This is a genomic window from Streptomyces sp. NPDC055955, from assembly GCF_042270245.1.
Lineage (GTDB): Bacteria > Actinomycetota > Actinomycetes > Streptomycetales > Streptomycetaceae > Streptomyces.
The window spans coordinates 188,990-208,199 of record NZ_JBHJYS010000018.1; the positions used below are offsets into that span (position 1 = coordinate 188,990).

Genomic DNA, 19,210 nt, shown 5'->3' on the forward strand with positions numbered 1-19,210 from the left:
GGTCCGGGGGTCAGGACGCCGTCGACGCGGCGGGGGAGCGGACCGGGTCCCCGCTCAGCAGCTCCTCGTCGCTGCGGTCGCCGTCGCGGCCCAGGCACAGGCCGGCGATGGTGACGACTGCGGTGCCCGCGACGTAGAGGGCCAGCGGGACCCACGAGTCGTACGCGTCGAGCAGCGCCGTGAACAGCAGCGGCGCGACGGCGCCGCCGATGACGCCGGCCAGCGTGTACGCGAGCGAGGAGCCGGTGTACCGCAGCCGCGGGGAGAACTGCTCGGCGATGAAGGCCGCCTGCGGCCCGTACATCGCGGAGTGCAGGGCCAGGGCCACCACGACGCCGAGTGCGAGCAGCGGCCAGCTCCCGCCACCGATCATCGGGAAGAACAGGAACGGCCACACACCGGCGGCCGCGGCCGAGACCCCGTACAGGACACGGCGGTTGACGCGGTCGGACAGGGCGCCGGCCAGCGGGATCAACACGACCTGGAGGGAGGAGCCGATGAGGACGGCGGCCAGGGCGGAGCCGCGGGACATGCCGAGCTCGCCGGTCGCGTAGGTCAGGACGAAGACGGTGAACAGCGCGTACAGGACGTCCGGGGCCACGCGGCTGAGGATCGCGGCCGCCAGGGCGCGGGGGTGCGTCGTGAAGACCTCGCGGATCGGGGCCTCGGGGCGCTTGTGCTCGGCCTCCATCGCCTTGAAGACGGGGGTCTCCTCGAGCTTCGCGCGGATCCACAGGCCGAAGAGGACGAGCACGCCCGAGAGCAGGAACGCCACGCGCCAGCCCCAAGACGTGAACTGCGCCTCCGTCAGGAGAGCGCCGAGGGCGGCGAGTACGCCGTTGGCGAGCAGATTGCCGACCGGCGGGCCGATCTGCGCGGCCGAGGCGTAGAAGCCGCGCCGGCGCGGATCACCGAACTCGCTGGACAGCAGCACCGCCCCGCCCCACTCGCCGCCGACACCGACGCCCTGGGCGAAGCGGAGTATCACGAGGGTGAGCGGAGCGGCGACGCCGATCGTGGCGTAGGAGGGGAGCAGGCCGATCGCGAGGGTGGCGGCTCCGATCAGGACGAGGGTCGCGATCAGGACCTTCTTGCGGCCGAGTCTGTCGCCGAGGCGGCCGAAGACGAAACCGCCGAGCGGGCGCGACACGTAGCCGACGGCGTACGTGGAGAACGCCAGCAGGGTGCCGGTGGCGGGGTCCTTCGACGGGAAGAAGACGTCACCGAAGACCAGTGCCGCCGCGACGGAGTAGATGGCGAAGTCGTACCACTCCAGTGCGGTTCCGGTCAGGCTGGCGAAGAAGGCGCGGCGGACCGCGGACCCGCCGAGCGGGGTCTTTTCCGTGCGCGTGCTGGTGTGGTTCACGACGTCCGTCCCTGAGGTTCCTTGGGTGAGGTTAACTGTCGACCTTCCGGCATACTTCTTGTATACAGGTCGTATGCGCAAGCCTTCCGCGCAAATGCAACCTTCCCGATACCGCGAACGATGTGGAGAAACCCCATGGCGCTGCTGACCTTCGAACTGCCCGACGGCACCACGCGCGAGGTCGATGTCGTGCAGGTGCTCAACGCCGGATATGCCGGGCGCAGCCAGGACGACGTCGCCGCCCACGTGGCAGAACTCGCCGAGCTGGGGGTGCCCGCGCCGTCCGTGACCCCCGCGCTCTACCCCGTCTCCCCCTACCTCGCCCAGCACACCGACCAGGTCCGCGTCCAGCACGGACGCACCTCCGGCGAAGCCGAGTGGGCGCTGGTCGTCGACCGGGACGGCGACCTCCTCCTGACGGCCGCCTGCGACCACACCGACCGCGAGCTGGAGGTGCACGGCGTGGCATGGAGCAAGAACGCGAGCCCGGACGTCCTCGCCCGCCGTGCCTGGCGCCTCGCCGACGTGCAGGAGCGCCTCGACGACCTGACCCTGCGCGCCTGGGTGACCCACGACGGCCGGGAGAGCCTGATCCAGGACGGCACCCTGGCCGAGCTGCTCACGCCCGCCTACTGGGCCGACGTCCTGCGCGAGCGCGGCGACCTGGTGCCCGGCACGGTCCTGATCTCCGGCACGATCCCGATGGCCGAGGGTGTCGACCAGTTCGCCCCCCACTGGCGCGTGGAACTGACCGACCCGGCCACGGGCGACACGATCGGCCTGGCGTACGACGTGGTGAGGATGCCGGTGCCGATCGGCTGACGGGGCGGCCGGGCGGCCGGCCGGTCGGTGCGGGGCGCGAGGGTGCGGGACGCGGCTCGGCCGGTCAGCCCTTGACCGCACCCCCCAGCGCGAACCCCCCGCCGAAGCGCCGGGCCACCAGGACGTACAGCAGGATCACCGGCGTCGAGTAGATGATCGAGAAGGCGGCCAGCTGGCCGTAGACGACGGTGCCCCGGTTGCCGAAGAAGTCGTTGATGCTCACCGAGGCCGGCATCTGTTCAGGCGTGAGCAGGAGCATGAAGGGGACGAAGAAGTTGCCCCACATCATGACGAACGAGAAGACCGTGACCACCGAGATGCCGGGTCCCATCAAGGGGAGCACGATACGGATCAGGGACTGGAACGAGGACGCCCCGTCCGTCCAGGCCGCTTCCTCCAGCTCCTTCGGGACGCCGTCCATGAAGTTCTTCATCAGCCAGATGGCGAACGGGAGTTGGGACGCGGCGAAGAAGAAGATCGTGCCCTGCATCGTGTCGATCAGATTGACCTGCACGAAGAGCGCGTAGACCGGGACCATGATCGCCGTGATGGGCAGGCACGTCGCGAACAGGACCGTCGCCAGGAACGGGTTGTTGAAGCGGGAGCGGTAGCGGGACAGCGGGTACGCCGCGAGGGCCGCGCTCGCCACCGTCAGGAGAGTCGCGCCGCCGCACAGCAGCAGGCTGTTGAGCAGCGGCGTGAAGGTGATGTCGGGGGTCAGGACCGCGTCGAAGTTGTCCAGGGTGACGCCGTCGGGGATCTTCACCTGGAGGTTCGCGTGCGCGTCGAGGGCGGAGAGGACCACCCACGCCAGCGGCAGGACGAACGCCGCGGCGACGACCAGGAGTCCGGCGTCGGCCGCGAGGCGGTGGCGGACGGAGCGGGCTGAGGACACTCAGGCCTCCGAGCGCAGCAGGCGCATATAGACCAGCGAGAACAGCGAGCCGACGACCAGGAGGAGCAGGGCGACCGCCGTGCCGTAGCCGATCATGCTCTTCTGGAAGGCCTGCTCGTACATGAACAGGGGCAGGGTCTGGCTGCGGTTTCCGGGCCCGCCTCGTGTCATCACCCAGATCAGACCGAAGACCGACAGCGTCTGCAGGGTGTTCAGCATGAGGTTCGTGCCGATGGAGCGGCGAATCATCGGCAGCGTGATGTGCCACATGCGGCGCCAGCCGCCCGCGCCGTCCATCTCCGCCGCCTCGGTGATCTCCTTGGGTATCTCGCCGAGCGCCGCCGAGTAGACCAGCATGGAGAACGCCGTCCCGCGCCACACGTTCGCGAAGGACACCGCGAGGATCGGCAGCGTGAACAGCCAGTTCTGGGTGGGCAGATGGAGCCAGTCCAGGATCGCGTTGAGCGTGCCCTCGCGGCGGAAGAACGCGTAGAGGAGGAAGCCGGCGACGACCTCCGGCAGGACCCACGCGCAGATCACGACCGCGCCCGTGACCGTGCGGACCGTCTTCGACGCGCGCTGCATCAGCGCGGCGAGGGCGAGGCCCAGCGTGTTCTGGCCGATGAGCGAGGACAGGACGGTGAAGACGAGGGTGAGCCACACCGCGTTCAGGAACGCGTCGTCCCGGAACGCGGCCGTGAAGTTGTCGAAGCCCACGAAGGAGGAGTGGGCCTGGCCCGTCAGCTGCAGGTCCGTGAAGGCGATGTACGCGCAGTACGCGATCGGGCCGGCGAGGAAGAGCAGCAGCAGGACCAGGGAAGGGGCCAGGGGCAGGGCGCGTGTCAGGGGGCTGCGTGCACCGCCCCGCCCCACCTTCACTTGCTGATCACCTTGCCGTCCGTCGCCGTCTTGAGTTGCTCGTCATAGGTGCTCGCCGCCTTCTCCACCGAGCTGTCGCCGGTCGTGACCGACTCCATCGCCTCCTGGATCGCCGTGGAGACCTTCGGGTACGCCGGGTACGCGGGCCGGTAGTGGGTCGACGCCACCAGGTCCGTGAAGAACTTGATGCCGGGCTGCGCCTTCACGTAGGCCGGGTCGGCCGCGACGTCCTTGCGCACCGCGATGCCCGAGTTGGCGATGTACCACTTCTGGGCGTTGGCCTTGGTCTGCATGGTCTTGATGAACTCGAAGGCCAGATCGGGGTTGGACGCCTTCGCCGGGACCGACCACGTCCAGCCGCCCGACATGCTGACCTTGCCCGGCGCCTGGCCGTTCTGTGTCGGCATGTGCGCGAGGCCCAGCTTCTGCGACCATTCGGGCCACTCGTGGCCGCTGCCCTTCAGCCAGTCCTGCGGTAGCCAGGAGCCGTCGAGGTTGATCGCCAGCTTGCTCTTGGGGAGCAGCTCGCCGCGGACCCGGGTGCCGATGTTCGGGTCGAGCGCGTCGGAGACGTCGGGGCCGAGCTTCTCGCCGTAGACCGTCTTCACGAAGTTCAGCGCGTCCTTGAACGGCTTGCCCGCGGTGATCCACTTGTTGGACGACTTGTCGTACAAGGGGTCCGCCGTGCCCGACCCCGTCCCGTACAGGAGCATCTCGAAGCCCTGCATCGCCGACTGCTCGCCGCCGGGCTTGCCCGTGTAGACGTTGAGCGGGATGGCGGAGGGGACCTTCTTCTTGATCGTGCGGGCCGCGTCGAGGACGTCGTCCCAAGTCTTCGGCTGCCAGGGGGTCTTGATGCCGGCCTTCGCGAAGATGCCCTTGTCGTACCAGAGTCCGCGGGTGTCCGTGCCGTCCGGGACGCCGTACGTCTTCCCGTCCTGGGCCTTGGCCGCGTTCTTCGCGGTGTCGATGAACTGGTTCCAGTCGGGCCACTTGGCGAGATACGGGTCGAGGGGCTTCAGATAGCCGCTGGTGATGTCCGAGTTGATGAGGAACGTGTCCTCGTAGACCAGGTCGGGTGCCGTCTTCGGGGAGCGCAGCATCTGCTGGAGTTTGGTGTAGTACTCGGAGTCCGGCGCCTTGATCGGCACCAGCTTCACCTTCTTGCCCGGATGGTCCTTCTCGAACTGTGTCTTCATCGACGCCAGGTACTTGTCCATGACGCGTATCTGGTTGTCGGTCGACTGCTTGAAGGAGATCCTGACGGTGTCCGGGTCGTCCCCGGAGCCGCTGCTGCAGGCCGTCAGGCCGGTCGCGGCGATGAGCAGAGTGGCGCTGAGGAGCACTGGAGCGGTGGGGCGCACGGGCACGACCTCCTACGGGCCGCCGCCGGCCGGCTTGCCGAGCGGGGCTGCCCGGTGAACGTACGGGCGGGGTCGGACCAAGGTCAATCCCCGTGCAGGAGTGGGCGGTTGACCAATGGCCTAGACCGCCGTGAGCCAGCGGTAGTGCAGTTCAGGTCGGCCCACCTGGCCGTACTGAGGACTGCGGGCGGCCCGGCCCGACTCGACGAGATGCTCCAGGTAGCGGCGGGCCGTGATGCGCGAGATGCCCACGGACTCGGCCGCCGCCGCGGCGGTCAGCCCCTCCGGGGAGGCGCGCAGCGTCCGCGTGACGCGCTCGAGGGTGGGCGCGCTCAGCCCCTTGGGCAGCGCGGCGGGACCGGGGGCGCGCAGCGTGGCCAGAGCGCGGTCGACCTCGTCCTGGCCGCCCGCCTCGCCCGCCGCCGCCCGGAACTCCGCGTAGCGCACCAGCCGGTCGCGCAGCGTCGGGAACGTGAAGGGCTTCAGTACGTACTGCACCACGCCGAGTGAGACCCCTTCGCGGACCACCGTGAGATCGCGGGCCGAGGTCACCGCGATGACGTCCGTGTGATGGCCCGCCGCCCGCAGCGACCGCGCCAGCTGGAGACCGTGGCCGTCCGGGAGGTGCAGGTCGAGGAGGAGCAGGTCGACCTGGGTGCGCTCCAGGGCGCGGTGGGCCTCGGCCGCCGTGTGCGCCTTGCCGATCGCGGTGAAGCCGGGGACCCGGTTCACGTACAGGACGTGGGCGTCGGCGGCCACCGGGTCGTCCTCGACGACCAGTACGCGAATGGTGTCGCCGGTGGCGTCGGGATCGGTCATGCGGTGCCTCCCGTGGACGTGGTCGCGCTCGTGCGCTGGAGGGGCAGGATGACGGTGAACTGGGCGCCGCCCATGGGGGATTCGGTCAGGGTCAGGGTGCCGGAGTTGCGGGCGACGGACTGCTGGACGAGGGCGAGTCCGAGGCCGCGCCCGCCGGGACCGGCCGGCTTGGTGGACCACCCCCGCTCGAAGACCGCGTCCGCGTGGCCGTCGGCGACGCCCGGGCCGGTGTCCGTGACCCTGAGCAGCAGGGTGTCGTCCTGCGCGCGGGCGGTGACCGTCACCTTCGCGTGCGCGGAGCCCTGCGCCGCGTCGACCGCGTTGTCGAGCAGGTTGCCGAGGATCGTCACGAGGTCGCGGGCCGGCAGGGTCGGCGGGACCAGGCCGTCGTCGATGCGGCTGTCCTCGGATATCTCCAGCTCCACGCCGTGCTCGTTGGCCTGCGCCGTCTTGCCGAGCAGGAGGGCGGCGAGCACCGGTTCGCTCACGGCGGCCACGACCTGGTCGGTGAGGGTCTGCGCCAGCTCCAGTTCGGCCGTCGCGAAGTCGACCGCCTCGTCGGCCCGGTCCAGCTCGATCAGCGAGACGACGGTGTGGAGCCGGTTCGCGGCCTCGTGGGCCTGCGAGCGCAGCGCCTGTGTGAAGCCCCGCTCCGAGTCCAGCTCGCCCATGACCGCCTGGAGTTCGGTGTGGTCGCGCAGGGTCACCACGGTGCCGCGCCGGTCGCCGCTGGAGACGGGGGAGGTGTTGACGACGACCACGCGGTCGGTGGTGAGGTGCACCTCGTCGACGCGGGGCTCCGCCGCGAGGAGCGCGCCCGTGAGCGGGGTGGGCAGGCCGAGCTCCGCGACGTTGCGCCCGACCGCCCAGTCGCCGACGCCGAGCAGCTCGCGCGCCCCGTCGTTGATGAGCGCGATCCTGCGCTGCCCGTCGAGCATCACCAGCCCCTCGCGCACCGCGTGCAGCGCCGCCTGGTGGTAGGCGTGCATGCGGCTGAGCTCGGTCGCGTTCATGCCGTGGGTGTGCCGCCGCAGCCTGGCGTTGATGACGTAGGTGCCGATGCCGCCGAGTACGAGGGCGCCCGCCGCGACACCGGCCACCGCCATCACCTGGCCGCGCGCCTGCGCGCTGATCTCCTCGACCGTGATGCCGGCGCTGACCAGGCCGACGATCCGCCCGCCCGACACGATCGGGGTCACCACGCGCACGGACGGGCCGAGGGTGCCCGTGTACGTCTCCGAGAAGGTCCGGCCCCGCAGGGCGGGCCCGATGTGGCCGAGGAAGCGCTCGCCGATGCGGCGCTCGTCGGGGTGCGTCCAGCGGATGCCGTGCGGGTCCATGATCGTGACGAAGTCCACGCCGGTGTGGCGCTGGACGTCGCTCGCGTACGGCTGGAGCGTGCGGGTCGGGTCGCCGTCGCCCGTGATCGCCCCGCGGACGGAGGGCGCGTCCGCGACCGCGCGGGCCGCCGCCGTCGCCTGGCGCGTGGCGGCCTGCTCGGCCTGGTTGCCGTCGCTGATGTACGTGAACAGCGCGCACCCCGCGACCACGACGGCGACCAGGACGACCTGCATCGCGAAGAGCTGGCCGGCCAGGCTGCGGGCGCGTGGCAGGAGGGGGAGGCGCATGGGCCCAGTGTGCCTCTCGGTACGAGCTGAACGTATAAGCGTGAACTAAATGAACGGAAGGGTGACGGCCCTCACAAGCCGGGAGATAGTCCTCGTGATTCGCCAGACGTGAGCCGCACGCATGGCGCGTACGTGCAGCTTTCCCGTACGCAGTACGCCGTACCTCAGACACAGCCGTCAGGAGGCACCCGTGGCCGAGACCCAGGTGGCAGCCGCCACCAAGAGAGACCGCACCCACTATCTGTACATCGCCGTCATCGGTGCCGTCCTTCTCGGCATCGCGGTCGGCTTCATCTGGCCGGACTTCGCCAAGGAGCTCAAGCCGGTCGGCACCGGTTTCGTGAACCTGATCAAGATGATGATCTCGCCGATCATCTTCTGCACGATCGTGCTCGGCGTCGGTTCCGTGCGCAAGGCCGCCAAGATCGGCAAGGTCGGCGGGCTCGCGCTCGGCTACTTCCTGGTGATGTCCGTGGTCGCGCTCGCCATCGGCCTGGTCGTCGGCAACATCCTGCACCCGGGCGACGGCATGCACCTCACGCAGGCCGTGAAGGACGTCGGCCACACGGCGGCCAAGGACGCCGCCGAGGGTCCCGTCGACTTCGTCCTCGGAATCATCCCGACGACCCTCGTGTCGGCGTTCACGGAGGGCGAGGTGCTCCAGACGCTCCTGGTCGCCCTGCTCGTCGGCTTCGGGCTCCAGGCCATGGGGCGGGCCGGTGAGCCGGTCCTCAAGGGTGTCGAGCACATCCAGAAGCTGGTCTTCCGCGTCCTCGGCATGATCATGTGGGCCGCGCCCGTCGGCGCGTTCGGCGCGATGGCGGCCGTCATCGGCGAGACCGGCGTGGACGCCCTGAAGGCCCTGGCCACGATCATGCTCGGCTTCTACGTGACCTGTGTCCTGTTCGTCGTGGTGGTCCTCGGGAGCGTGCTGCGCCTGGCCACCGGGTACAACCTGTTCGCGCTCCTGAAGTACCTGGGCCGCGAGTTCCTGCTGATCCTGTCCACCTCGTCCTCCGAGTCGGCGCTGCCGCGGCTCATCGCGAAGATGGAGCACCTGGGCGTCAGCCGTCCCGTCGTCGGCATCACCGTGCCGACCGGGTACTCGTTCAACCTCGACGGCACGATGATCTACCTGACCATGGCCTCGCTCTTCATCGCGGACGCCATGGACCAGCCCCTCGGCATCGGCCAGCAGATCGGCCTGCTGCTGTTCATGATGGTCGCGTCGAAGGGCGCCGCGGGGGTCTCCGGCTCCGGCATCGCGGTGCTCGCCAGCGGACTCCAGTCGCACAAGCCCGCGCTCGTCGACGGCGTCGGCCTGATCATCGGCATCGACCGCTTCATGAGCGAGGCCCGCGCCCTGACCAACTTCGCGGGCAACGCCGTCGCCACGCTCCTCATCGGTACGTGGACGGGTGAGGTGGACAGGGACCGCGTCCAGCGCGTGCTCGCCGGTGACCTGCCCTTCGACGAGCGCACGCTCGTCGACGACGGGAGTCACGCTCCGGCGGCCGACGTTCCGGACCAGCGGGGCGGCGACGACAAGGAGCTGGCGAAGGCGTGAGCGCGCCGCCGGGTGCGCGGCCGGTACGGGTCGGTCCGCATCCGGCTGCGCGGTTCCCCCGCGCCCCTGGGCAGGGGGAGGCGGCGGACCGGTGGGGGCTGGTCGCGCAGTTGCCCGCGCCCCTGACGGGGCGTGTGGCGGCCCTCAGGTGAGCCCTGCCACCAGTTCGGTGGCGCGAGAGGCGGGTACGCCCGCCGCGGTCAGTACGGTGACCGCGGCGGAGCGGCCCGCCTCTTCTGCTGGGATCAGCCCGTCGTTGACCGCTTCGAGCAGCCCGAACAGGACCTGCTCATGGACGTACGCGAGGGCCGACGGCGGCAGGGGAGAGGCGAACTCGCCCGATTCCAGACCCTGTTGGAGCAGTTCGGCGCAGCTGTCGCGGACCGGGGTCAGCCGGGTGCGGATGCCCTCGACGGTCACGGCGCGCTGCGCGAGCGCGACCAGCAGACGGTAGCGGTCGGCGACCTCCCACACGGCGAGCAGCGAGCGGGCCACGGCCTCGGCCGGGTCGCTCACGCCCGCGCGCCCCTCGGTCTGCGCGGCCTCGACCGCGACGACGGCGTCGTCGACCAGTGCGGCGACGAGCGCCTCGCGACTGGGGAAGTGCCCGTAGACCGTGCGCCTGACGACGCCCGCGGCCCGGGCGATCTGGTCCATGGAGGCGTCCGGGTCACGCAGCAGCTCGGCGAGCGCGACGTCGAGGATGCGGCGGCGGTTGGTGTCGGCTCGGCCTGAAGTCACGCGCCCATTCTGCACCCCGGTCCCGACCCCGTTCACGTGTGGTTTTGCACAGTGCTGTGCAATGACGTAAATTGCACAGCGTTGTGTAATTGCACATCACTGTGCAATGTCCGTGGATGCATGGACTCGTGGACTGTGGGGGCCGAGCGCCCCGGAGGGTGGCAAGGGAATGCGCCTCGTCATGAAGGAACCGGTCGAGGGGACGGACCGGCCGTACGCCCGCCGCTGGTGGGCCCTGATCGTGCTCTGCCTGAGCCTGCTGATCATCGTCATGGCGAACACCGCGCTCACCGTCGCGGCGCCCGACATGACCAAGGACCTCGGCCTGACCAGCGCGGACCTCCAGTGGGTCATCGACGGCTACACCGTCCCGTACGCGGCCCTGATGCTGCTGCTCGGCGCGATCGGCGACAAGTACAGCCGGCGCGGGGCGCTCGTCCTCGGCCTCGTCGTCTTCGGCGGCGGCGCCGTCGCGGGCTCGCTCGTCGACAGCTCCACCGGGGTCATCGCGGCCCGCGCGGTGATGGGTGTCGGCGCGGCCATGATCATGCCCGCCACGCTGTCGCTGCTCGCGGCCACTTTCCCGCGCGCCGAGCGCGCCAAGGCCATCGTGCTGTGGACCGCCACCGCGGGCCTCGCCATCGCGGCCGGGCCGCTGGTCGCCGGCGCGCTCCTGCGCGACCACGGCTGGTCGTCGACGTTCCTGATCAACGTGCCCGTGGCCGCCGTCGCCCTCGTCGGCGCCCTCGTCCTCGTGCCCCCGTCCAGGGCCGCGCACCAGCACCGCATCGACTACGTCGGCGGGCTGCTCTCCGTCGTCTGGGTCGGTGCCCTCGTCTACATGATCATCGAGGGGCCGCACTTCGGCTGGGGCGTCAAGGCGATCGGCGCCGCGGTCGTCGCGGGCGTGGCCCTGGTGGCCTTCGTCCTGTGGGAGCTGCGCCACCCGCGCCCGGTCCTGGACGTCCGCCGCTTCACGAACCGCCGCTTCTCCGGCTCGAACCTCGCGGTCGCCCTCTTCTTCCTCGCGGTCTTCGGCGCCTTCTACTACCTGACCCAGCACCTCCAGTTCGTCCTCGGCTACGACGCGCTGGCCACCGGCGTCCGCATGCTGCCGCTCGCCGGAGCGGTCTTCGTGGGCTCGGCGCTCACGGGGTACCTCACCCCGCGCATCGGCATGAAGATCACGGTGACGGCCGGCATGGTCGGCGGCACCGCGGCCCTCGCCCTCCTCACCCGCGTCGACGCCACGTCCTCGTACGGGGACTTCGTGCTGCCCCTCGTCATCCTCGGCCTCGCGATCGGCCTCGCCCTCTCGCCGTGCACCGACGCGATCATGGGCTCGTTCCCGGAGTCGGAGCTGGGCGTGGGCGGCGCGGTCAACGACACCTCTCTCGAACTCGGCGGCTCGCTCGGCATCGCGATCCTCGGCTCGGTCCTGGCCGGTTCGTACGCGTCGCAGCTGGCGGACGACACGGCCGGTTCGAAGCTGCCCGCCCACGCGCTGAGCACTGCGCAGGACTCGGTCGGCGCGGGCTACGCGGTGGCGCAGGGCATCGGGGACCGGGCCCACAAGATCGCCGAGCAGGCGGCGGGCGCGACCAGCCCCGAGCGGGCGGCCCAGCTCAGGGCACAGGCCGAGCAGCTCGCGGGCGGCGCGCGGCAGATGGCCGACGCGGTGGGTTCCGCGTTCTCGGACGCGGTGGCCCACACGAGCGTCGTCGGCGCGGTGATCCTCGGCGTCGGGACGGTGCTGGTGGCGGTACTGCTGCCGGGGCGCGGGGAGCGGGTGACGGAGGCGGACGCCGCTGCCGAACCGTCCGGTGCCGCTGATTCGGACGCCGCCGTCGAGCCGGATGCCGGGGGCGCGTCGGACGCCTGCGAGAAGGAGCCGGCCGCGCGGAGCAACGCGTAATCGCTGGCCTTTCCGTCGGCGTCAACGTCTACCGTCGAAGACATGCGCATCGGAGAGCTTGCGGAGCGGGCCGGGACGTCCACGCGGACGCTGAGGTACTACGAGTCGCGCGGGCTGTTGCCCGCGCGGCGCGGGGGCAACGGCTACCGCATGTACGACGAGGCGGACCTGCGGGCCCTGCGGCAGATCAGGACCCTGCAGGACTTCGGGTTCGAGCTGGAGGAGACCCGGCCCTTCGTGGAGTGCCTGCGGGCCGGTCATCCGCAGGGCGACTCGTGCCCCGCCTCGCTCGCGGTCTACCGCCGCAAGCTCGGCGAACTCGATGCGCTGATCGGCGAGTTGACCGCCGTACGGGAGAAGGTCGGCGCGCAGCTGGAGCGCGCCGAAGAGGCCATGGACGCGCTGGCGGGCGAGGACCCGTCGCCGCGCTGCGAACTGGGAGGGTGATGTGAGCACGGATCTGAGGGACGTCACGGACGCGGACTTCGGCGCGGAGGTGCTGGGGGCCGGGCGGCCGGTCCTGGTGGAGTTCACCGCCGAGTGGTGCGGACCGTGCCGGCAGCTCGCGCCGGTGCTGCGCTCGATCGCGGACGAGGAGCGGGAGCGGCTCGACGTCGTGGTGATCGACGTGGACCGCAACCCGGAGACCGCGGCGCGTTACGGGGTGCTGTCGATGCCCACGCTGATGGTCTTCAAGGGTGGCGAGCCGGTGTGGTCGCGGGTCGGGGCGCGCCCCAAGCGGCGACTGCTGGAGGAATTGGCGGAGGCCGTCTGATCGTGCCGGTGTGACGGAGAGCGGCGGCCGGGCCGAATAGCGGCGGTGAAATCCCGGGGGTGCAATTGGACCCTGCCAGGGGGTATATTTGGTGTTTCTGTATACCCACAGAAAAGGCCCCTGACGAGGGGCCGAATAAACACACAGTACCTGGCAGGGAGCCGTTTTGTCAACCCGTGAAGCGCGTGAAATCGCTGAATTGCAGAAAGAGCAGGAATTCATCGACCGGCTTTACGCGCGCGTCGATGTGCTGCGCGGCGACGCCGCGGAGTCGGTCACGGACGCCCTGACGCCGGTCGGCACCGGCCAGCAGGCGCGGCTCGAAAGGGATCTCCTCGTCGTCGAGCGTTCCGGCCTGCTCGCCGCGCTGAACGCGGTCGACGGTTCGCTGTGCTTCGGCCGGATCGACCTCACCGAAAAGGCGGGCGGCACCGCGCATCACATCGGGCGCATCGGAATTCGCGAGGACGACAGCGAGCACACCCCGATTCTGATCGACTGGCGCGCGCCGGTCGCCCGCCCCTTCTATCTCGCCACCGGGCACGCGCCCATGGGCATCAGGCGGCGCCGCCACCTCACCACCGAGGGCCGCACCGTCACCGAGCTGCACGACGAGATCCTCGACCTGGGTGACGAGGAGCGCACCGGGTTCGAGGACCCGAGCGGCGACGCGGTGCTGCTCGCCGCCCTGAACTCGGCCCGCACCGGCCGCATGGGCGACATCGTGCAGACCATCCAGGCCGAGCAGGACCGGATCATCCGCCACTCGCACCGCGGTGTGCTCGTGGTGGAGGGCGGCCCCGGCACGGGCAAGACCGCGGTCGCGCTGCACCGGGCGGCGTTCCTCCTGTACGAGCAGCGCGAGCTCCTCGCCAAGCGGGCCGTGCTCATCGTCGGCCCGAACCCCGCCTTCCTCGGCTACATCGGTGAGGTCCTGCCCGCGCTCGGCGAGACCGGTGTGCTGCTCGCGTCGCTCGGTGAGCTGTTCCCCGGCGTGCACGCCACCGCCGAGGACACCCCGCACGCCGCCGCCGTCAAGGGCGCCGATGCCATGGTGGACGCCCTCGCGCTCGCCGTGCGGGACCGGCAGCAGCTCCCCGAGCCCGGCGCCCCGATGATCGTCCGGCACGACGACGGCGACCTGATCCTCGACTGGGAGATCGCCTACGAGGCCCGCCAGGCCGCCCGCGACACGCTCCTGCCGCACAACCTCGCCCGCCCCCACTTCGCCTTCCGGATCATCGACGCGCTCACCGCCCAGCTCGCGGAGCGCATCGGCGCCGACCCGTACGGCGGGCCCAACTTCCTCGGCCCCGACGACCTCGCCCTGCTCGGCAAGGGCGTCGCCGCCAGCTCCGAAGTGCACGCCGCCATCGAGGAGTTGTGGCCTCGGCTCACTCCACAGGGCCTCGTCGCGGACTTCCTGGCCGAGCCCGTGCACGTGGCCGACGAGGACGCGAAGGCGATCCGCCGGGACGTGACGGGTCCGGCGGACTGGACCCCCGCCGACGTTCCGCTCCTCGACGAGGTCGCCGAGCTGCTCGGCGTCGACGACAGCGCCGAACGCGCCCTGGCCGAGGCGGCGCGGCAGGAGCGGATCGGCTACGCGCAGGGCGTGCTCGAACTCTCCCGCGGCTCGGAGACGTACGAGTTCGAGGACGAGGAGGACTCCGAGGTCCTCGCCGCGCACGACATCGTCGACGCCGAGCGGGTCGCCGACTGGTACGAGGAGGAGGACCACCGCAGCGCCGCCGAACGAGCGGCGGCCGACCGGACCTGGGCGTTCGGGCACATCATCGTCGACGAGGCGCAGGAGCTCTCGCCGATGGCGTGGCGGCTGCTGATGCGGCGCTCGCCGACACGGTCCATGACGCTGGTCGGCGACCCCGCGCAGACCGCCGAGGAGGCCGGCGTCGGATCGTGGGAGAAGATCCTCGCGCCGTACGTCGAGGACCGCTGGGAGCACACCCGTCTCGGCGTCAACTACCGCACGCCGTCCGAGATCATGGACGTGGCGGCGGCGGTGCTGCGCGCCGAGCACCCCGCCTTCGAGCCGCCGTCCTCGGTCCGCTCGACGGGCGTGCGCCCCTGGGTGCGCGCGGCCGAGGACGTCGTGCGGGCCGTGGCCGAGGAGGCCGCCGCCGCGACGCCCGAGGAGGGGCGGCTCGCGGTGATCGCCCCCCGCCGGATGCACGCGGCGCTCGCCGCCGTCCTGCCGGACGTGGTGGCGGGCGGCGAGCCCGATCTCACCAAACACCTGGTGCTGCTCGACCCCCGCCAGGCCAAGGGCCTCGAGTTCGACCGCGTACTGGTCGTGGAGCCCGGCGAGTACGGCGTCAGCGACCTCTATGTCGCACTGACCCGGGCCACCCAGACCCTCGGCGTGGTGCACGGCGGGGAGCTGCCCGCGTCGCTGCGCGGCGTGCTGGGGCCTGTCCCGGTCACGCGGGCCTGAGCCACACCGTCGCGAGCGGCGGCAGCGTGAGCCGGACACTTGCCGGACGCCCGTGGGCACCCTGGGCGTCCGGCTTGACCGGGTCGGGGTTGCCGACGTCCCCGCCGCCGTAGCGGGCCGCGTCGGTGTTGAGGACCTCGTGCCAGGCCGGTACGTCGTCGGGGGCGCCGAGCCGGTACTCGTGGCGGACGACGGGCGAGAAGTTGGACACCGACATGAGCGGGCTGCCGTCGGCGGCGCGCCGCAGGAAGGCGAACACGTTGTCCTGCGCCGCGTCACCGACGATCCACTCGAAGCCCGCCGGGTCCATGTCCCGCTGCCAGAGCGCCGGTGCGTTCCGGTAGACGGCGTTCAGGTCGCGGGTGAGGTCGCGGACACCGCGGTGGTCGGGCTCCGCCGGGTACGACGGGTCGAGCAGCCACCAGTCCGGGCCGTGCGCCTCCGACCACTCGGCTCCCTGTGCGAACTCCTGCCCCATGAAGAGGAGTTGCTTGCCCGGGTGGGACCACATGAAGGCCAGGTAGGCGCGGTGGGTGGCCCGCTGCTGCCACCAGTCGCCCGGCATCTTGGACACCAGGGCCTTCTTGCCGTGCACCACCTCGTCGTGCGAGATCGGCAGGACGTAGTTCTCGCTGTACGCGTACACCATCGAGAAGGTCATCTCGTCGTGGTGGTAGCTGCGGTGGACCGGGTCGTGGGACAGGTAGCCGAGCGAGTCGTGCATCCAGCCCATGTTCCACTTCAGGCCGAAGCCGAGACCGCCGAAGCCGCCCGGCCCGATGTGGTGCGTCGCACGGGTCACGCCGTCCCACGCCGTCGACTCCTCGGCGATCGTCACGACGCCGGGGACCCTGCGGTACAGCGTCGCGTTCATCTCCTGGAGGAACTCGACGGCATCGAGGTTCTCCCGGCCGCCGTACTCGTTCGGCGACCACTGGCCGTGTTCACGCGAGTAGTCGAGGTAGAGCATGGAGGCCACGGCGTCGACCCGCAGGCCGTCGATGTGGAACTCCTCGCACCAGTACACGGCGTTGGCCACCAGGAAGTTGCGGACCTCCTTGCGGCCGTAGTCGAACTCGAGGGTGCCCCAGTCGGGGTGGGCGGCGCGCAGCGGGTCCTCGTGCTCGTACAGGGTGCGGCCGTCGAACTCGGCGAGGGCCCAGTCGTCGCGCGGGAAGTGGGCCGGCACCCAGTCCATGAGCACGCCGATGCCTGCCCGGTGCAGCGCGTCGACCAGGTACCGGAAGTCGTCGGGCGTGCCCATGCGGGCCGTCGGGGCGTAGAAGCCGGTGACCTGGTAGCCCCACGACCCGCCGAAGGGATGCTCGGCCACCGGCATCAGCTCTACGTGCGTGAACCCCAAGTCGGCCACGTAGCGGGGAAGCTGGTCGGCGAGCTGGCGGTAGGTGAGGCCCGGGCGCCAGGACGCGAGGTGGATCTCGTAGACCGAGAACGGGGCCTCGTGTGCGGTCGGCGTGCCGCGGCGCCCCATCCACTCGCCGTCGTGCCAGGTGTGGTGCGACGCCTCGATGACGGAGGAGTTGGCGGGCGGGACCTCCGTGCGGCGGGCCAGCGGGTCCGCGCGCATCGTCTTCGAGCCGTCCGGGCGGGTGATTTCGAACTTGTACAGCTCACCCTCGCCGAGCGACGGCACGAAGAGCTCCCAGATCCCCGTGGAGCCGAGCGAGCGCATCGGGTGGCCCGTCCCGTTCCAGTAGTTGAAGTCGCCCACGACACGCACCCCTTGGGCGTTGGGCGCCCAGACGGTGAAGCGGGTGCCGGTGATGCCCTGATGCGTCATGGGGTGCGCGCCGAGCGCCTGCCACAGCTGCTCGTGCCGGCCCTCGCCGATCAGGTGCAGGTCGAACCCGGAGAGCGCGGGCAGCAGCCCGTACGCGTCCGGGGTCTCGTGGTCGGCGCCCTCGTAGGTGGCCAGGAGGCGGTACGCGTCCGGGGGGGCGGGCAGGTCGACGAGGCCCGAGAAGAAACCGTCGCCGTCGTCGTGCAGCAGGACCCGCAGGCCGTCCGCCACGACGGTGACGGTGCGGGCGTGCGGGCGCAGCGCCCGGAAGACCGTGCCGGTGGCCGTGGGATGCGCGCCCAGCGTGGAGTGCGGGTCGTGGTGGGTACCGGCGAGGAGGCGGTCGCGGTCGGCGGCGGGGGTGGGGTCCGGGGCGGCGGTGACGGGTGTCGGAGGTGTGGAGCGGGAGGGGTCGTGCGTCACGGAGTGGCCTCCTGGCTCGGGGTCGACATGGGGTGCTGCGGTGCCGCGTCCTCGGGCCGGGGGCGCGGCACGCCGGCGGCCTCCGTGGCGAGGCGCTCGATCGCCGAGAGGGGGATCGGCAGCCAGTCCGGGCGGTGATGGGCCTCGTAGACGGCTTCGTAGACCGCCTTGTCCGTCTCGTAGGCGCGCAGCAGGACCGGGTCCGTACGCGGGTCGTCACCGGCGGCCTGCGCGTAGCCCGCGCAGTACGCGTCCCGGCACCGGCGCGCCCAGTCCGGAGCCCACGGCCGGTTCGTGCGGGCCGCGTAGTCGAAGGAGCGCAGCATGCCGGCCACGTCCCGGGCGGGCGGGTGCGGCAGCCGGCGCTCGGGCAGCGGGCGGGAGGGCTCGCCCTCGAAGTCGATGACCGACCAGGCGCCGGCGGGCGAGCGCAGGCACTGGCCCAGGTGCAGGTCCCCGTGGACGCGCTGGGCGGTGCGGGGAGTGGTGTCGGCCGCGAGGGCGTCGAAGGCGGTGTGCAGCGCGGGTGCGTAGGGATGGAGCGCCGGTACGGCCTGGACCGCTTTGTCGAGACGGTCCTTCATCGACTGCGCCAGCTGCACGGTGTGGGCGCGGCCCAGAGTGACCGTCGGCAGGGCGTGCGCCAGGGCGAGGTGGATCTCGGCTGTCGCGCGGCCGAGTTCGCGGGCCTCGTGGCGGAAGTCCTGCCCCTTGGACAGTTCGCCGAGCGCGAGGTCCCAGCCGTCCGTCGCGCCGGTGAGGTAGGGCTGGAGCAGGCCGAGCGAGAGCGGGTCGCCGTCCGTCGTCTCGAACCACGCCACCGGGGCGAGCGCGCGTGCGCAGCCTTCGTCGGCCAGCGCGCGCTGGAGTTCCAGATCCGGGTTGAGGCCCGGAGTGACACGACGGAACACCTTGAGGATGAACGTATCTCCGTAAATGATCGACGAGTTGGACTGCTCCGCGTCGAGGGGACGGGGGGCGAGGCCCGGCGGGATCGGGGTCTCGCCGTCGTGCGCGAAACGCAGTCCGTCCAGGCGGCCCGGGTGGCGCAGCCGTTCCAGGAGGAGGTCCGTCAGGCGGGGGTCGAGCAGGGCCTCGTAGACCGTGCGCCCGGCGAGGGGTCCCCGCGTGACGTGGCCGATGAGGGCCGGCGCCAGGTACGGGGGGAGTGACTCCCGTATGCCCAGCAGGAGTTGGTACGTCTCCTGGGTGGGCTCGATGCGCAGGAGGGCGTGGATCAGGCCCGGCTGCCGCGCCGTGGCCGGCAGCAGGTCCGTCGCGGCGAGCAGGGTGAGGGCGGGCGCTGTTCTGCCCGCGAACCACCGTTGCCGGGGCAGCCACGTACGCAGAAGCGGATCGAGCGAGGCGAGCAGCTCGGGTCGCGCGGTCGGGCCGGTTCGGGTGACGGCATCCGGCATGGCGTCACGTCCTTTCCCCGGGGCGGGCCGCGACTGGGTTGCGGGGCGGCGTCCCGGAAATGCGGCAGAGGCAGTACGTGCGGGACGTGTCGGGGTGTGTGGTGATGGGTGCCCAGGGAGGGGCGGTGGAAACCGGCCCTCCCCGGTCGGCGGTCAGGCTTCCTTGCGCAGCCGGAACCAGTAGAAGCCGTGACCTGCGAGGGTGAGGAGGTAGGGCAGTTCACCGATGGCCGGAAAACGCACCCCGCCGATGAGCTCGACCGGGTGGCGGCCGTCGAAGGTCTGGAGGTCGAGTTCGGTGGGCTGGGCGAAGCGGGAGAAGTTGTGCACGCACAGCACGAG

16 protein-coding genes are annotated in these 19,210 nt (G+C 71.2%); 6 read left to right on the forward strand and 10 right to left on the reverse strand.

The features are described from left to right. Positions 1 to 10: 10 nt before the first annotated feature. Positions 11 to 1,366 carry an MFS transporter gene (locus ACFC96_RS31450; protein ID WP_376615280.1) on the reverse strand — a complete coding sequence of 452 codons (1,356 nt, stop codon included), beginning with the start codon at positions 1,364 to 1,366 and terminating at the stop codon, positions 11 to 13. A 135-nt stretch (positions 1,367 to 1,501) separates the two neighbouring features. Here ACFC96_RS31450 and ACFC96_RS31455 point away from each other — a divergent pair, with 135 nt between their 5' ends. Further along, entirely contained in the window at positions 1,502 to 2,188 is a 687-nt protein-coding gene (locus ACFC96_RS31455) for a DUF2848 domain-containing protein (RefSeq protein ID WP_376258272.1), read from the forward strand. A gap of 64 nt (positions 2,189 to 2,252) precedes the next feature. On the opposite strand, the gene ACFC96_RS31460 is transcribed toward ACFC96_RS31455, so the two are convergent. From ACFC96_RS31460 to ACFC96_RS31480, 5 genes are all read right to left on the reverse strand, one after another. Continuing rightward, complete coding sequence (locus tag ACFC96_RS31460) at positions 2,253 to 3,083, reverse strand: carbohydrate ABC transporter permease (protein ID WP_376615282.1); 831 nt, start codon at positions 3,081 to 3,083, stop codon at positions 2,253 to 2,255. Continuing rightward, on the reverse strand, positions 3,084 to 3,962 hold the full coding sequence (locus tag ACFC96_RS31465) for a carbohydrate ABC transporter permease (protein WP_376258276.1): 879 nt from the start codon (positions 3,960 to 3,962) through the stop codon (positions 3,084 to 3,086). Continuing rightward, positions 3,959 to 5,326, reverse strand: a complete 1,368-nt coding sequence (locus tag ACFC96_RS31470) for an extracellular solute-binding protein (RefSeq protein ID WP_376258278.1) — start codon at positions 5,324 to 5,326, stop codon at positions 3,959 to 3,961. The genes ACFC96_RS31465 and ACFC96_RS31470 overlap by 4 nt, the downstream gene beginning before the upstream one ends. Positions 5,327 to 5,446: 120 nt before the next feature. Beyond that, positions 5,447 to 6,145 (reverse strand): response regulator, encoded by a 699-nt coding sequence (locus ACFC96_RS31475; protein ID WP_376258280.1) that lies wholly within the window; start codon positions 6,143 to 6,145, stop codon positions 5,447 to 5,449. After that, positions 6,142 to 7,773, reverse strand: coding sequence for an ATP-binding protein (locus tag ACFC96_RS31480; RefSeq protein ID WP_376615284.1), 1,632 nt, complete (start codon positions 7,771 to 7,773; stop codon positions 6,142 to 6,144). Before ACFC96_RS31480 ends, ACFC96_RS31475 begins: the two co-directional genes overlap by 4 nt. 190 nt (positions 7,774 to 7,963) lie before the next feature. On the opposite strand from ACFC96_RS31480, the gene ACFC96_RS31485 reads away from it, so the two are divergent. Continuing rightward, on the forward strand, positions 7,964 to 9,340 hold the full coding sequence (locus ACFC96_RS31485) for a cation:dicarboxylate symporter family transporter (RefSeq protein WP_376258284.1): 1,377 nt from the start codon (positions 7,964 to 7,966) through the stop codon (positions 9,338 to 9,340). 144 nt (positions 9,341 to 9,484) lie between these two features. On the opposite strand, the gene ACFC96_RS31490 is transcribed toward ACFC96_RS31485, so the two are convergent. After that, entirely contained in the window at positions 9,485 to 10,081 is a 597-nt protein-coding gene (locus tag ACFC96_RS31490) for a TetR/AcrR family transcriptional regulator (protein ID WP_376258286.1), read from the reverse strand. 169 nt (positions 10,082 to 10,250) lie between these two features. On the opposite strand from ACFC96_RS31490, the gene ACFC96_RS31495 reads away from it, so the two are divergent. The 4 genes from ACFC96_RS31495 to ACFC96_RS31510 all read left to right on the forward strand — a co-directional run bounded on the left by ACFC96_RS31495 (position 10,251) and on the right by ACFC96_RS31510 (position 15,226). Then, complete coding sequence (locus ACFC96_RS31495) at positions 10,251 to 11,996, forward strand: MFS transporter (protein ID WP_376615286.1); 1,746 nt, start codon at positions 10,251 to 10,253, stop codon at positions 11,994 to 11,996. 42 nt (positions 11,997 to 12,038) lie between these two features. Next, positions 12,039 to 12,443 carry a MerR family transcriptional regulator gene (locus ACFC96_RS31500; RefSeq protein WP_376258289.1) on the forward strand — a complete coding sequence of 135 codons (405 nt, stop codon included), beginning with the start codon at positions 12,039 to 12,041 and terminating at the stop codon, positions 12,441 to 12,443. A 1-nt stretch (position 12,444) separates the two neighbouring features. After that, a complete protein-coding gene (gene trxA, locus ACFC96_RS31505) occupies positions 12,445 to 12,771 on the forward strand; it encodes a thioredoxin (protein ID WP_376615288.1) in 327 nt (108 codons plus the stop codon). Between the two features lie 199 nt (positions 12,772 to 12,970). Next, positions 12,971 to 15,226 (forward strand): HelD family protein, encoded by a 2,256-nt coding sequence (locus tag ACFC96_RS31510; RefSeq protein WP_376615290.1) that lies wholly within the window; start codon positions 12,971 to 12,973, stop codon positions 15,224 to 15,226. Here ACFC96_RS31510 and glgB read toward each other — a convergent pair. The 3 genes from glgB to ACFC96_RS31525 all read right to left on the reverse strand — a co-directional run. Then, the gene (gene glgB / locus ACFC96_RS31515) at positions 15,213 to 17,450 is read right to left on the reverse strand and encodes a 1,4-alpha-glucan branching enzyme (RefSeq protein WP_376615292.1); all 2,238 of its coding nucleotides are present in this window, start codon (positions 17,448 to 17,450) and stop codon (positions 15,213 to 15,215) included. The genes ACFC96_RS31510 and glgB overlap by 14 nt on opposite strands. Further along, complete coding sequence (locus ACFC96_RS31520) at positions 17,447 to 18,868, reverse strand: maltokinase (protein ID WP_376258296.1); 1,422 nt, start codon at positions 18,866 to 18,868, stop codon at positions 17,447 to 17,449. Before ACFC96_RS31520 ends, glgB begins: the two co-directional genes overlap by 4 nt. A gap of 153 nt (positions 18,869 to 19,021) precedes the next feature. Next, positions 19,022 to 19,210, reverse strand: a 189-nt coding sequence (locus ACFC96_RS31525) for an alpha-glucosidase C-terminal domain-containing protein (protein WP_376615294.1), incomplete at its 5' end; no start/stop codon positions are given.

What these genes read in the sequence shown, in the direction of transcription:
- ACFC96_RS31500 (WP_376258289.1), top strand. Translation starts at nt 12,039, where the DNA reads ATGCGCATCGGAGAGCTTGCGGAGCGGGCCGGGACGTCCACGCGGACG.
- ACFC96_RS31455 (WP_376258272.1), top strand. Translation starts at nt 1,502, where the DNA reads ATGGCGCTGCTGACCTTCGAACTGCCCGACGGCACCACGCGCGAGGTC.
- ACFC96_RS31520 (WP_376258296.1), bottom strand. Translation starts at nt 18,868, where the DNA reads ATGCCGGATGCCGTCACCCGAACCGGCCCGACCGCGCGACCCGAGCTG.
- ACFC96_RS31495 (WP_376615286.1), top strand. Translation starts at nt 10,251, where the DNA reads ATGCGCCTCGTCATGAAGGAACCGGTCGAGGGGACGGACCGGCCGTAC.
- ACFC96_RS31480 (WP_376615284.1), bottom strand. Translation starts at nt 7,773, where the DNA reads ATGCGCCTCCCCCTCCTGCCACGCGCCCGCAGCCTGGCCGGCCAGCTC.
- ACFC96_RS31475 (WP_376258280.1), bottom strand. Translation starts at nt 6,145, where the DNA reads ATGACCGATCCCGACGCCACCGGCGACACCATTCGCGTACTGGTCGTC.